A 13,739-nucleotide genomic window follows, 5' to 3' on the forward strand; every position below is an offset into this window, starting at 1 on the left:
CTAACTTCTCATCGGACAACCAATGGAGAATTCGATGAGAACGAAGTCCGAAGTATCCGAGATGCCGATTTTCCCGCTCTTCGTGATCGGCACAACTATGCTCGCAATCATCTTGTATCTGGTCGCTTCCCAAGCGCTACTACCTAAGCTACGCGGAAACCGCGTCTACGTACCGTCGGCCTACGGCGTCTCGGATGATCTATCTTCGGCGCAGGCCATGGCCACTTCATCCGAGTTTACCTTCGAAAAGCCTAGACACATCGGGGCCGGCGGCCCTTGATCGCGTGTCTGCCGGGTTTGACGGCCGACCAGTTCGTCCAGGACGAAGCCGCGCTTTTGTCAGCTCTGGCTTTGGCTCTGCATCTGGCCGCCGTCCTGGACCTTCACGATGACGGACAGCTTTTCGCCCGGCGTGCCGATGCGCATGCCCGAGACCGGCGCGGCGTCACGGTAGCAGAGGCCGGAGGCCGTGCGGACGTAACGGTCATCGGGGCAGATCTTATTGGCGGGGTCGAAACCGACCCAGCCGAGGCCCGGAATATGAGCCTCGCCCCAGGCATGGGTGGCAGCCTGCTCGACCTTTTCTTCCATCATCAGGTAGCCGGAGACGTAGCGCGACGGAATATCCAGTAAACGCGCCGCAGCGACAAAGATATGGGCATGATCCTGGCAGACGCCGCTCTTGTTCTCCAGCGCCTGTTCGGCTGATGTTTCGGTGCTGCTGGTGCCGGGCTTGTATTCCACCGCCTCGTGGATTGCCGCCATCAGCGCATGCATGCGGGCAAGCGCGTTCTCGCCGCTTACCTCCTTGATCAGTTCCCTCACCAGCTTGCCGCTCTTCGTCAGCGGCGTCTCGCGCAGGAAGAGCCAGAGCGGGCAGAAGCCGGTGTGAGGCCCGATAACGCCGTTGCGATCCTCGGTTTCGACCTCGCCTTCCGCGACGATGCGCGTTACCTGCTGCTCGCCTTCCAGCGAGACGAGGTTCACATGGTTGCCGTACTGGTCGTCATATTCGACTTCGGACTTGGCGCCTTCCACATGCAGCGACCAGTTGATCACGGTCTGGCCCACCGTGGTCGGCGGCGTCAGGCGCAAGCGCTGCAGGGAAAACTGCGCCGGCTCGTCGTAGCGGTATTCGGTGAGGTGGCTGATTTTCAGTCTCATGATCTGACCCGCTTAAGCATAGAACCGGTAGCCATCGGAGATCTCGTTGCCGAGCTTGTTGTTGCGCGAGACGAAATCCTCGAGGAACTCATGCAGGCCCTGATCCATGATATCCTTGATCTTCAGGGTCTGCAGTGCTGCGCGGATCGCATCCGCCGTGTCGTGGGCAGGCAGGCGCTCGTCGTAGTCCTTGGCGATATAGCCGAGATTGCTGACGATCTTCTCGTAGCAATAGGCGAGCGAGCGTGGCATCTGGCCGTTCAGGATCAGGAAATCGGCGATGTTCATGGCGCGGTATTCGCCGTCATAGGCCCAGCTGTAGGAACGATGGGCAGAGACCGAGCGCAGGATGGATTCCCACTGGACATTGTCGACCGAAGAGCCGACCTGCGAGATCGACGGCAGAAGCACGTAATATTTCACGTCGAGGATGCGGCTCGTATTGTCCGCGCGCTCGATGAAGGTGCCGATGCGAGCGAAATTATAGAGCTCGTTCCTCAGCATTGAGCCGTGGAATGCGCCGCGGATGAGGCCGGCGCGATGCTTGATGACATCGATGACTTCGGGCAGTTCGGCGGCCTTCAGCTTTTTCGACAGCAGCTCCTTGAGGTCGATCCAGCATTCGTTGGTCGCTTCCCAGGTCTCGCGTGTCAGCGCGGTGCGCACCATGCGGGCATTGTTGCGGCCGAAATCGATGCAGGACATGACGCTCGACGCGTTGGAACGATCACGCAGCAGGTAGTCGATCGCGTCGGGGCCGGTCAGTTTCGTATGCGTCTCGTCGTAGAGTTCACGCACGCCGGCACTTTGCAAGACACCGTCCCAGTTGTCGTCGCCGGAATCGCTGCGGGTCAGCGACATGCGCAGGCCGGCATCGACGAGGCGTGCGATATTCTCCGCGCGCTCGATATACCGGAACATCCAGTAGAGCCCGTTTGCAGTTCTTCCGAGCATCAGTCCTCCAATACCCAGGTGTCTTTGGTGCCGCCGCCCTGGCTGGAATTGACGACCAGCGAGCCCTGCTTCAGTGCCACGCGGGTGAGCCCGCCCGGAATGATCTGCACCTTGTCGGAGACCAGCACATAGGGGCGCAGGTCGACATGGCGGGGTGCGATGCCCTTGTTGACGAGGATCGGGACGGTGGAGAGCGAAAGCGTCGGCTGGGCAATGTAGTTGCTCGGCTTGGCCTTCAGCTTCTCGGCGAAATCCGCGCGTTCCTTCTTCGATGCGGTCGGGCCGACAAGCATGCCGTAGCCGCCGGAACCATGCACTTCCTTGACGACCAGTTCTTCCAGATGTTCCAGCACATATTTCAGGCTCGATGCTTCCGAGCAGCGCCAGGTCGGCACATTCTCGAGGATCGGCTTGCGACCGGTATAGAACTCGACGATCTCGGGCATGTAGGAATAGATCGCCTTGTCGTCGGAAATGCCGGTGCCGGGCGCGTTCGCAATCGTGATGTTGCCGGAGCGGTAGACATCCATGATGCCGGGAATGCCGAGCGCCGAATCCGGCCGGAAGGTGAGGGGGTCGAGGAAGTCGTCATCGACGCGGCGGTAGAGTACGTCGATCGCCTCATAGCCGCGCGTGGTGCGCATCTTCACCTTGCCGTCGATGACGCGCAGGTCCGAGCCTTCGACGAGTTCGACACCCATCGTGTCGGCGAGGAACGAATGTTCGTAATAGGCGGAATTATAGATGCCGGGCGTCAGCACCGCGACACGCGGCTTGCCCTTGCAGCCGGGAGGGGCGAGCGAAGCAAGGCTCTGGCGCAGAAGATAGGGATAATCCTCGACGCGCTGCACACGGTTCTCATGGAAGAGCTCCGGGAACATCTGCATCATCGTTTCCCGGTTCTCCAGCATGTAACTGACGCCCGAGGGTGTGCGGGCATTATCCTCCAGCACATAGAACTGGTCTTCGCCCGTTCGGACGATATCGGTCCCGACGATGTGGGTGTAGACGCCGCCCGGCGGACGAAAGCCGATCATTTCGGGCAGGAAAGCATCGTTCTTTTCGATCAGCTCGCGCGGGATACGGCCGGCGCGGATGATTTCCTGCTTGTGATAGATGTCGTCCAGAAAGGCGTTGAGCGCGATCACCCGCTGCTCGATACCCTGGGCGAGCTTGCGCCATTCGCGGCCGGAGATGATGCGGGGGATGATGTCGAAGGGGATGAGCTTTTCGGAACTGTCGGCGTGGCCGTAAACTGCGAAGGTGATGCCGGTTTTGCGGAAGATATTTTCCGCATCGCGGGATTTTGCAATCAGATGCGCTCGGTCTTGGCTGTTGTACCACTCAAAGTATTTTTCATATGGCGTTCGGGGACTTTCGTCGCCCGTGATCATTTCATCAAATGCCAAAGGTGTGGCTCCCCTTTTTTGTTCATTTGAATACAACGCAAAAGGCAATGCAAGAACCATGCACAGTTCGCATGGAAGATTCATAAAATCTTTTGCAGCGCAAAAAGCGGCTGAAAAACTGGGCATTTACCAGGGCTTAGCGGGATGCGAGTTCATATCGAACCTGACATGTCGCACAAAAGATGAGCAGGTGATTATTTCCTGCTCCGCCAATGGACCAAACTCTATCCGGTGCAGAAGGTCGTAGACGGGCAAAAGGAAAGGGCCGGATCGCTCCGGCCCTCATGATGTCTCAAGCTTATGCGCGTTCGCGGCGCTGGCCGCCGCCCTTGCGGCGCATGCCGCCGCTACCGTCACGGCGCTGCTCGCCATTCTGCTGGTCGCCGTGATTGCGTGGCGGGCGGCCATGGACGTGCTGCTTGTTGCCGCGATGATGGCCGGTCGCTTCAGCCGGCTGAGCCGGGCGCTGTTGCTGCTTGCGGGAAGGGCGGAAATCAGAGGTCGACGCCAGATCGTTGTCAGGGCCGAGATCCGGTGTCCGTTCGTCGCGACGCTGGCCGCGGAAATCCTGGTTGCGGCGATCGTTGCGCTGCGGACGGTTGCGACGCTCCTCACCGGCACGGACTTCAGAAGCTTCGCCTTCGTGGCGGGGACGACGGTCGCCGTGGCCGGCGGGACGACCGCTGCCGTTGCGGGTTTCGCTGCGGCCGCCTTCGCGGCGCTCTCCACCGCGCTGGCTGCCTTCGCCGCGACCACCTTCACCGCGACTACCCTGGCCACGTTGCTGGCCCTGGCCACGGCCGCGATTGGTGCTGCGGGGAGCCGCACGCAGATCGGCCGGCGGCTCGCCGCTGGCAACGGTGATCTCGATGCCCATCAGCTTTTCGATATCGCGCAGCAGGCGGGCCTCATCTGGGGCGCAGAAAGCAATGGCAATACCGTCGCGGCCGGCACGCGCCGTGCGGCCGATGCGGTGGACGTATGCATCCGGCACTTCCGGAAGATCGTAATTAAAGACGTGGCTGACAGCAGGGATATCAATGCCGCGGGCGGCGACGTCGGTCGCAATCAGCGTCTTGATGGAGCCGTCGCGGAAGCCTTTGAGCGCCCGTTCGCGCTGGCCCTGGCTCTTGTTGCCGTGAATGGAGGCGACCGAGTAACCGACCTGTTCCAGATGCTTGGCGAGCTTTTCGGCGCCGTGCTTGGTGCGCAGGAAGACGATCGCGCGGCCGTCAGGATTTTCGGTCAGCGACTTCTTCAGAAGAACGGTCTTGTCGTTCTTGCCGGGAACGAAGTGCACGTACTGTTCCACCTTGTCGGCAGCCTTGCCCGGAGGCGTCACTTCGACCTTGACCGGATCGGTCAGGTAATCGCCGGCGAGATCGGCAATCGCCTTCGGCATGGTCGCCGAGAAGAGCATGGTCTGGCGGCGCTTCGGCACCATCTTGGCGATCTTGCGCAGGTCGTGCACGAAGCCGAGGTCGAGCATCTGATCGGCTTCGTCGAGCACGAGGTAGCGCACGGCGGTCAGCGTGATGGCGTTGCGGTTGCAGAGATCGAGCAGGCGACCGGGTGTGGCCACGAGGATATCGGAGCCACGCTCGAGCTGAAGCTGCTGCTTGTTGATGGAGACACCGCCGACGACGACATTGATGCGCAGCGGCGACTTGCGGATGAACTTCCGCAGATTGTCGGCGATCTGGTTCACCAGTTCGCGGGTGGGAGCCAGGATCAGCGTGCGGACCGAGCGATTGTCGGGGCGCTTTTCTTCCTTGAGCAGGCGCTCGAGGAGCGGCAGGCCGAAGGCTGCGGTCTTGCCGGTGCCGGTCTGGGCGAGACCGATGAGATCGCGACCCTGGATGAGGAGAGGAATAGCCTGTTCCTGGATGGGCGTCGGGGTTTCGATGCCGAGCTGGAACAGAGTGGCGACGACCGGCTTGGAGACGCCGAGCGATTCAAAATTGGTCAAGTCATAACCTTTTAGGGCGCGCCAAAAACAAACGCCGGCTCGCGACATTGCGGTCCGGTGTCAATCTGGCGTCAAGAACCCCGCGTGAAATGGGAACTTGTAAGTTGGAAAAAGCTTTCCAGCGCGTCTTGCCGCTTTTGGAACACGGCATCATCAGAATGCGCTCTATCCTTCTTCAGCATCTGTTGCAGTGGCACGCTCACGCGGCGGCCGGAAGGTGAAAGCTGAGTGCCATGTGGTCTATTTCCTACCGAAAGTCAAGGGGATCAGCCAATAGCGGGTTCTGAAGGCATTGAAAGTACGAAAGCTCCCGAGGCTGTCTCCGCGCCATTGATGAGAATGACGACACGATGTTCGCCGGGATAATAGCGCCGCGTCGTGATCGGCCGCATCGCGTGGCGGCGCTGAACCACATGGTCTTCACCGGCTGCCAGCGTGACGGTTTTCCATTTGAAGACCTTCGGCGAGAGCGTACCGTCAGCCTTCATGTGATAGATCGCATAGTCGATCATCAGGGATTGTGCGGCCCTGCCGGCATTGCGCACACGGATTTCGAAATCCAGCCCCTCGCCGAAAAGCACCGATGGATTGAGCAGCCGCAATTCGCATTTCAGAGCTGATGCCGCGCCGAAGCCGAAATTGGCGAGCGCCTGAGCATGGCCCTTCTTCAGCAGCGTGCGCGAGGCGTGTTTCAGGAGCCAGCGGCGCTCGGCCGATGCAGCTTCGATATGGTCGGCGATGAAGGCCGCGACGAGATCCGGGTGATCTTTGGCGATATCATTCAGGCTGTTTGCGACGGAGCGGCGGACATAATCTTCGGGATCGTCCATCAGCGCTGTCAGGATCGGCAGGATGGGAGAGGGGTCTTTGATCAACTGCGGCAGTCGCATCGCCCAGGGCAGACGCGGGCGGGTGCCCTCGCTCGCCAGCCGGCGGACGTGGTGGTTCCGATCCTCAACCCAGCGGGCGATCGTTGTAAGCGCGCGCTGTTGATCCTTATGAATGAACTGGCGGATGCCGAATTCTGCCGTGAAATGCGGCGTCAGTGCTTTCAGGAGCTCGAGTGCGATATCGAAATGCTCAAGGCCGCGCGCGGCGATGAACTGGTTGACGGGCAGCAGCATCCAGCCCGAGAGTCCTGCCCTGCCTGACGTCGGAAGGCTCGCCTTCAGGATGGCGGCGGCTTCAGGAAAATCCTTGGGAAGGATTGTAAATAACGCGTCTCGGATCAGCGCCGATCGCTCCATCAGTTCCAGAGCTGCGAGGCCGTCGGTTGCGAGCCTTGCGAAGCGCTCCTTATCGAAGGACGGTGCGTTGCCGGCAATGAGATCGGCCATGTCGCCGACCAGCCCTTCATGCAGCAGGTTCTTGAGCGGTTCGGGCATCGCATGTCCTCCCTTGGGTCATGCGATGCATGGACTGGCGCCGCCGGGAGGTCAAGCGGCGCCGGATGTGGGTTTCTATTCGGAGCAGACTTTGATGCGGTAGGGGTCGCCCCAATCGTCATAGCGCCATTCGAAATGGCAATAGCGCGGACGGTAGTAGGTGGGATAAGCGGGGTAATAAGCGTAGGGGCGCGGATAGTAAGCGTAAGGCGCCGGATATGCCGGACCAGAGGCGATCGCTCCGCCGACCAGGCCGCCGACGACGCCGCCGGCGAGACCGCCCCAGAAGGCATCGCGCGGTCGGGCATTTGCGGTATCGGCGGTAGCCAGCGAGGCACCGGTGAATGTCAGTACAATCAGGCCCGCCGCCATTGTCTTATGAAGAACGGACATGTCGAATTCCTTTCCTGCTAGGCTCGTCGTTGAAGCCGTGAGCAGAATCCACCTCGATCGCGGCGCGTTGATGGTTGCGCAAACCGCGCCTGAATTAAATTTTCTCCATAATCGTCGCTCTCGAATTGGGCTGCCGATGTTTCTCCCGTGAATTTCGAGTCTTTTCAGCTTCGTGCAAGCCTTTGTTGCCACTCTGATTCATCAACCTCATGAGCCGGCTTCGAATTCTCGCCTCGGAATTTTATGGTTAACAGCTTGTTAAAAGCCTTGGCGTTATAGTTGTTGTAGGGGATATTTCGTTCGTTGCGGGAGTGAAGATTTTTTGAATTCGAGCGGGGAACTCTTGGAATTGGCCTGTCGCCGGATCGCTGATCTGGATACCCCTGCTTATGTCAAGAACAGCGAACTGCGCTATGTCGCCGTCAACGAGGCCTATGCCCGGTTTTTCGGCCGCGAAATCTCTGATTTCATCGGGCGGCGCAGCCGCGAACTCTTCGACCGGCCGGAAGAGGAAGAGCGCGAGGACCGCGAGCGCCGTGCGCTGGTTTTCGGCACGGAAGAAAACGCCATCGCCTTCGATGCGGCCGGCTTCAGCCATGAGCGGGTGCTGATCGAGAGCTTCTCGCCCTCGCAGGATCGGGCCTATGTGCTCGGGATTTTCGAAGCGCGCGAACCACGCCATGCCATTCCCGAAATCGCCGATACGATGGCGGCCGATCTCGGCCGTATCCGTGAGACGCTCGAAAATTTCGATCATCCGATCGGCATCTTTGCCGATGATGGCCGCCCGCTGATCGTCAATGCCGCTTATCGCAGTGGCAGCAGGTATGCGCCCGATGGCAGCAGGTATGCGCCAGATGGCAGCAAACCCGCGCCGGCGGGCGAGACCGCTTGGCATGAGAGCGTGCGGGAGCGCGACCTGCTGCGCACCATCATGGAGGATCTTCCGGTCGCCGCCTTCGTGCGCGACGAGGATCACCGGCTGGTCTATGCCAACCAGTATTACGAGACCTTCACCGGCCATGCCCGTTCCAAGGCGCTCGGTATGACCGAGCATGACATGTTTGGGCAGGAAGCCGGAGAGGCGATCTATCGGGAAAACCAGCAGGCGCTGGAAAACGGCGTGTTGACCGAGATCGAGAGCACCCTGCCGAATATCCACGGCGAGATCTTCCAGGTGATCTCCCGCGTCAACCGCGTCGTCACGCCTGACGGCAGGCGGTATGTCGTCGGTTCCTTCTCTGACATCACGTCACTGAAAGCGCGTGAAAAGGAACTGATCGAGGCGCGCCAGCATGAGGAAGCGCTGCATCAGGAGATCGAGAGCATCCTGCGCTCGCTACCGGTCGGCGTGCTGATCCTCGATAACGATCACACGATTCTCTACGTCAACGACGAGTTCTACAACATCTGGGAACTGCCGCTCGACGATCGCTTCGACGGGCGACCCTTCATCGACGTCGTCAAGCGCAATTACGAGCTCGGCCGCTACGGCGACACGCAGACGCCCGAAGAGATCTATGCTTTCCGCAAGGGGCTGTTCGAGGCTGCAAATCCGGAGCCGATCCAGCTCGATTGGGCTGCCGGCAAGTCAGTCATCTTCGACTCCAGGCGCATTTCCTCCAACCGTATCCTGCTGACCTATTCCGACATTTCTGCCGTGCGCGAGCGCGAGCAGGAAATCCAAGAGGCGCGCGTAGCACTGGAAAGCCTCGGCGAGATGATGCGCGATGCGACGCACGCCATGTCGCAGGGGCTGGCAATCGTCCAGGACGGCGTGATCAGGCTCTCCAATGACGGGCTCGCCGACGTGCTGCGCATTCCGTCCGAGCTCACCGAAGCGGGCCGAGGCTGGATCGACCTCTTCCAGTTCTGCGCCAATCGCGGCGATTTCCACGACAAGGCGGTCGAAACGCTGGAAGAGTGGCGCGCCAATATCGCGGCCCGTCAGCCGATCTCCACCGTCTTCCACGTCGGGGGCGAGCGCTGGGTGAATATGGAAGCCACCGTCAGCACACGGCAGCACTGGGTGGCACTGTTTACCGATGTCACCGACCTCAAGCAGCGTGAGGAGGAGCTGACGCAGCTTCTGTCGCGTGCCGAGGCTGCGGATCGCGCCAAATCGGAATTCCTCGCCAATATGAGCCATGAGATCCGCACTCCGATGAATGGCGTGCTCGGCATGGCGGAACTGCTTGCCAAAACCAATCTCGATACCCGCCAGACGACCTTTGTCGACATCATCGTCAAGTCCGGCAATGCGCTCTTGACGATCATCAACGACATCCTGGATTTCTCGAAGATCGATGCCGGACAGATGAAGCTGCGCAAGGCGGCTTTCGATCCGGTCGAGGCCGTCGAGGACGTGGCGACGCTATTGTCCTCACCCGCAGCAGAAAAGGATATCGAGCTTCTGGTGCGTGCTGCGCCCGATCTGCCTGCCGCCGTTATCGGCGACGCCGGGCGCTTTCGGCAGATCGTTACCAATCTCGTCGGCAATGCGGTGAAGTTCACCGAACGCGGCCATGTCTTCGTGGATGTCGGCTTCGAACCTTCTGCCGGCGGCGAGATCATGGTCAACGTGCGCATCGAAGATACCGGCATCGGCATTCCGCCCGAAAAGCTGGAGTCGGTCTTCGACAAGTTCTCGCAGGTCGATTCTTCCTCGACCCGACGGCATGAGGGTACAGGTCTCGGCCTTGCGATCACCGCCGGCCTTGTCGATCTCTTCGGCGGCTATATCAATGTCGACAGCGAATGGGGCAAGGGCTCGGTCTTTACCGTCCAGCTGCCTTTTGCGGTCGCTGCCGCCCGTATCGAGCCGAAGCCGCTGCCGATCAATGTGCAGGGTGCGCGCATCCTCGTCATCGACGACAACGAGGTCAATCGCCGTATCCTGACCGAACAGCTGAGCCTCTGGGGTTTCGATGGCGTTGCTGCAGAAGATGGCTCCACCGGCTTTGCCATTCTGGAAGCCGCCGCCGATCTTGGCATCAAGGTCGATGCCGTCGTGCTCGATTATCACATGCCCGAGATGAATGGCGCCGAAGTCGCGCGCCGCCTGCGCGCAGACAGCCGCTTCGTGGATCTGCCGATCATTTTCCTGACGTCGATGGATATTTCCGGCACCGAGAAGGAATTTGCCGCGCTGAACGGCCATGCGTATCTGATGAAGCCGGCGCGCGCCAATGTGATGCGCAATACGGTCGTCGAGGTCGTGCGTGCAAGCCGCGTCAAACAGGCGTCCGAAGCGGAGATCGCGCGGCTGCAGAAGGAGGCGGAGGTGCCGCCGCCACCTGCAGCTCCGGCTCCGGCCCCGCGACAACGGGCAGCAGATTTCGTCGATGTTCTCGTGGCCGAAGACAATGAGGTCAACCAGATCGTCTTCACGCAGATCCTGCAGGGAACCGGGCTTTCTTTCGTCGTCGTCAATAATGGCGAGGAGGCCGTGGAGGCCTGGGAGCGGCATACGCCGCGGCTCATCATGATGGACGTCTCGATGCCGATCATGAACGGTCATCAGGCGACCAAGTTGATTCGCGAGAAGGAGCAGGGGCAGGGCCATCGCGTGCCGATCATCGGCGTCACCGCGCATGCGCTGGAAAGCGACCGCGAGCTTTGCCTCGATGCCGGTATGGACGACTATATGTCGAAGCCGATCAGTCCGGAGCTTCTGGAAGACAAGATCCGCCAGTGGCTTGGTTACGGCCAAATGCAGCCGGGCCGCTCAGGTTACTGAGACTTTACTCCGCAGAGCATTTCCCGCTTGCCGGCAAAACCCTTGCGCCGCTCGACAACAAAGCCGGCCGCCGCGAGATTGCGGCGCACGAAACCCGCAGCCGCGTAGGTGGCGAAGCGTCCGCCGGCAGTGGTCTTCTCGCAGACGAGGCGCATCAGTTCTTCCGACCACATATCGCTGTTGCGGGAGGGAGCGAAGCCGTCGAGATACCAGGCGTCAAATCCGGGAGCCGCTGCAGCGACGCCGTCGAGTGCACGGCCGCAGACAACACTGAGCCTCGTCTGGCTGTCCAAATCGAGAGAGACAATGCCTTCGGGCATATCAGGCCAAGCGGCTGCCAGCGCCTGTCTTTCGGCATCGATCTCGGGCCAGTGGGCCAGTGCGCGATCGATTTCCTCGCGGCGCATCGGATAGAGTTCGAAGGACATGAAATGCAGATGCTGACCGGGCTGGCGATGGAGCTTCCATTGGCGCCAGGTCTCCGAGAAATTCAGTCCGGTGCCGAAGCCGAGTTCGCCGATGAGAAAACTCGGGCGACCATTCCACCGTTCGGGCAGGCCATTGCCGGCGAGGAAGACGTGACCGCATTCCAGCCTTCCATCGGTCTGGCAATAAAAATGGTCGCCAAAGGCGGTCGAATAGGGCATATCGCCGTCGCGCCATTCGAGGGGCTGCGGCTTGCCCGCGCCGATCTGATCGGGATTGATATCTGTCATGGAAAAAGCCGATAGTCCCGCCCCGGTCTCGGGTCAATCATCCATCGACCTTCTGATTGTCGGTGGTGGCATTATGGGTCTATGGGCGGCCGTCCACGCCGAGCGTCGCGGCATGAAAACTCTGCTTGTCGATGCCGGACATCTCGGCAGCGGAGCGAGCGGCGGGCTGCTCGGCGCCTTGATGCCTCATATGCCGGATCGCTGGTCGGCGAAGAAGCAGTTCCAGTTCGATGCGCTGGTCTCACTAGAGGCAGAGATTGCCACCATTGAGGAGGCGACCGGCCTTTCGGCCGGTTATAGGCGCTCCGGCCGGCTTATTCCGCTGCCAAAGCCGCATCTGCGCAAGATCGCGCTTGGCCATTCCGCTGATGCCGAGGTTTATTGGAGAGCGGGAGAACGGCGTTTCCATTGGCATGTGCTGGACCGGCCGCCGGGTGAAGGCTGGCTCGACCCGGCCGCCGGCGAAAGCGGTTTCGTGCACGACACGCTTGCCGCTCGTGTTGCGCCCCGTGGGCTGGTTGCTGCCCTCAAGGCCTTCTTGCTGACGGCACGGCATGTGCGCGTGCTCGAGAATACGGAGATAACGAAGCTCGATCCGGCGCGGGGGACTGCGGCGATCGAGGGCGGAACAATCGCTTTCGGGCGCAGCATCCTTGCTGCCGGGCATCGCTCCTTTCCCTTGCTCGCGACCCTGACGACGGGATTGCAACGTCCTCTCGGCCAGGCTGTGAAAGGCCAGGCGGCGCTGCTTGCCGCCGATATCGACCCTGGCTTGCCGACCATCTTCCGAGACGGGCTTTATGTAGTGGCGCATGAGGGTGGACATGTGGCTGTCGGCAGCACCAGCGAGAACAGCTTTGCCGATCCCTTTTCCACGGATGAACAGCTCGACGCGCTGATTGAAGCCGCGCGCGAGATGGTGCCCGCGTTGCGCGACGCGCCAGTTGTCGAGCGCTGGACCGGACTGCGGCCCAAGGCGATCGATCGAGATCCGATGGTCGGCGCACATCCCGAGAGTCAGAATCTCATCGCCCTGACCGGCGGGTTCAAAGTCAGTTTCGGGCTCGCGCACCGGCTGGCGGAAGCGGCAATATGCATTGCAAGCGATGCAAATGCAGAATTTTTATTGCCGGAAAGCTTTGCGATTTCAAACCACATCGCAGTCTCTTCACGTTAAACGTGAATTAGAAGCCGCTCCGTTTCGTTATTCTGTCATGCAAATCACCTATCTGCTTGCGCATCGAAAGCGCGGAATGTGATCCGCGCTCACCTCAATCAGTTGGAGGAAATTGCATGCGCTATGCCATTTGCTTCACGCCATCAGCGAGCGATCCGCTCTCGCATGTGGCCGCCAATTGGCTTGGCCGCAACGTATTTTCAGGCGAAATGGTCGAGCCCCCGGCAGTCCGCGGTCTCGGTATCCACGAGATCGCCTTTCATACGGCAGTGCCGCGTCGCTACGGGTTCCATGGCGTGTTGAAGGCTCCTTTCCACCTCTCTTCAGAGGTTTCCGAATCGCAACTCCTGCGCGATCTGATGCGATTTTGCGGGACGCTTACGCCTTTCCAGATTCCGCGTCTGGAGGTTGCGCGCCTCGGCACCTTCTATAGCCTCTCTCCGATCCGACCCTGCGATCAGGTTCACTATCTTGCCTCGGCAATCGTTCAGGAGTTCGATCGTTTCCGCGCGCCGCTAAGTGAAGCGGATATCGAACGCAGCGATCCGGACGGTCTTTCGGCGGCGCAATTCGCCAATCTGCATCGCTGGGGCAACCCCTACGTGATGGATGAATTCCGCTTCCATATGCCGGTTACGGGACCGGTCAACGCTGTCGACATGCCGCGCATCGAACAGGCGCTACGCTCTGTCTTCGACGCCGTGCTGCTCGAACCGGTGACGGTCTCGAATGTGGCGCTGATGATCGAGGAAGGTACCGGCGGACCATTCCGCGTGCACTCGCTGCACCCGATGGGCAAGGTGAGCGCGCGCAAGATCGCCTGAGGCGCGCGC

11 protein-coding genes are annotated in these 13,739 nt (G+C 60.6%); 4 read left to right on the plus strand and 7 right to left on the minus strand.

The annotated features are described in order from the left end of the window. Positions 1–34: 34 nt before the first annotated feature. Positions 35–280, plus strand: coding sequence for a hypothetical protein (locus EV281_RS13090; protein WP_132653530.1), 246 nt, complete (start codon positions 35–37; stop codon positions 278–280). 59 nt (positions 281–339) lie between these two features. On the opposite strand, the gene EV281_RS13095 is transcribed toward EV281_RS13090, so the two are convergent. The 6 genes from EV281_RS13095 to EV281_RS13120 form a co-directional block, all read right to left on the minus strand. Next, positions 340–1,164 carry a transglutaminase family protein gene (locus tag EV281_RS13095; RefSeq protein ID WP_132653531.1) on the minus strand — a complete coding sequence of 275 codons (825 nt, stop codon included), beginning with the start codon at positions 1,162–1,164 and terminating at the stop codon, positions 340–342. Positions 1,165–1,176: 12 nt separating this feature from the next. Further along, positions 1,177–2,118 (minus strand): alpha-E domain-containing protein, encoded by a 942-nt coding sequence (locus EV281_RS13100; RefSeq protein ID WP_132653532.1) that lies wholly within the window; start codon positions 2,116–2,118, stop codon positions 1,177–1,179. Next, positions 2,118–3,527, minus strand: a complete 1,410-nt coding sequence (locus EV281_RS13105; protein WP_132653533.1) for a circularly permuted type 2 ATP-grasp protein — start codon at positions 3,525–3,527, stop codon at positions 2,118–2,120. The genes EV281_RS13100 and EV281_RS13105 overlap by 1 nt, the downstream gene beginning before the upstream one ends. A 298-nt stretch (positions 3,528–3,825) precedes the next feature. Further along, positions 3,826–5,544, minus strand: a complete 1,719-nt coding sequence (locus EV281_RS13110; protein WP_132653534.1) for a DEAD/DEAH box helicase — start codon at positions 5,542–5,544, stop codon at positions 3,826–3,828. Between the two features lie 218 nt (positions 5,545–5,762). Then, positions 5,763–6,881 carry a DNA alkylation repair protein gene (locus tag EV281_RS13115; RefSeq protein WP_132653535.1) on the minus strand — a complete coding sequence of 373 codons (1,119 nt, stop codon included), beginning with the start codon at positions 6,879–6,881 and terminating at the stop codon, positions 5,763–5,765. Between the two features lie 75 nt (positions 6,882–6,956). Then, a complete protein-coding gene (locus EV281_RS13120; protein ID WP_132653536.1) occupies positions 6,957–7,274 on the minus strand; it encodes a hypothetical protein in 318 nt (105 codons plus the stop codon). A gap of 322 nt (positions 7,275–7,596) precedes the next feature. Between EV281_RS13120 and EV281_RS13125 the strand changes: the two genes are divergently transcribed. Further along, a complete protein-coding gene (locus tag EV281_RS13125) occupies positions 7,597–11,013 on the plus strand; it encodes a response regulator (protein WP_132653537.1) in 3,417 nt (1,138 codons plus the stop codon). Here EV281_RS13125 and mnmD read toward each other — a convergent pair. Then, positions 11,007–11,729, minus strand: a complete 723-nt coding sequence (gene mnmD / locus EV281_RS13130) for a tRNA (5-methylaminomethyl-2-thiouridine)(34)-methyltransferase MnmD (protein WP_132653538.1) — start codon at positions 11,727–11,729, stop codon at positions 11,007–11,009. The two genes, EV281_RS13125 and mnmD, sit on opposite strands and share 7 nt — an antisense overlap. On the opposite strand from mnmD, the gene EV281_RS13135 reads away from it, so the two are divergent. Further along, positions 11,728–12,906, plus strand: coding sequence for an FAD-binding oxidoreductase (locus tag EV281_RS13135; RefSeq protein WP_132653539.1), 1,179 nt, complete (start codon positions 11,728–11,730; stop codon positions 12,904–12,906). The two genes, mnmD and EV281_RS13135, sit on opposite strands and share 2 nt — an antisense overlap. Positions 12,907–13,022: 116 nt before the next feature. Beyond that, complete coding sequence (locus tag EV281_RS13140) at positions 13,023–13,730, plus strand: DUF1045 domain-containing protein (RefSeq protein WP_132653540.1); 708 nt, start codon at positions 13,023–13,025, stop codon at positions 13,728–13,730. Positions 13,731–13,739: the final 9 nt, after the last annotated feature.

It is taken from the genome of Rhizobium sp. BK418 (assembly GCF_004341105.1).
Taxonomy (GTDB): domain Bacteria; phylum Pseudomonadota; class Alphaproteobacteria; order Rhizobiales; family Rhizobiaceae; genus Rhizobium.

What these genes read in the sequence shown, in the direction of transcription:
- EV281_RS13090 (WP_132653530.1), top strand. Translation starts at nt 35, where the DNA reads ATGAGAACGAAGTCCGAAGTATCCGAGATGCCGATTTTCCCGCTCTTC.
- EV281_RS13095 (WP_132653531.1), bottom strand. Translation starts at nt 1,164, where the DNA reads ATGAGACTGAAAATCAGCCACCTCACCGAATACCGCTACGACGAGCCG.
- EV281_RS13100 (WP_132653532.1), bottom strand. Translation starts at nt 2,118, where the DNA reads ATGCTCGGAAGAACTGCAAACGGGCTCTACTGGATGTTCCGGTATATC.
- EV281_RS13110 (WP_132653534.1), bottom strand. Translation starts at nt 5,544, where the DNA reads ATGTCGCGAGCCGGCGTTTGTTTTTGGCGCGCCCTAAAAGGTTATGAC.
- EV281_RS13115 (WP_132653535.1), bottom strand. Translation starts at nt 6,881, where the DNA reads ATGCCCGAACCGCTCAAGAACCTGCTGCATGAAGGGCTGGTCGGCGAC.
- EV281_RS13120 (WP_132653536.1), bottom strand. Translation starts at nt 7,274, where the DNA reads ATGTCCGTTCTTCATAAGACAATGGCGGCGGGCCTGATTGTACTGACA.
- EV281_RS13135 (WP_132653539.1), top strand. Translation starts at nt 11,728, where the DNA reads ATGGAAAAAGCCGATAGTCCCGCCCCGGTCTCGGGTCAATCATCCATC.
- mnmD (WP_132653538.1), bottom strand. Translation starts at nt 11,729, where the DNA reads ATGACAGATATCAATCCCGATCAGATCGGCGCGGGCAAGCCGCAGCCC.
- EV281_RS13140 (WP_132653540.1), top strand. Translation starts at nt 13,023, where the DNA reads ATGCGCTATGCCATTTGCTTCACGCCATCAGCGAGCGATCCGCTCTCG.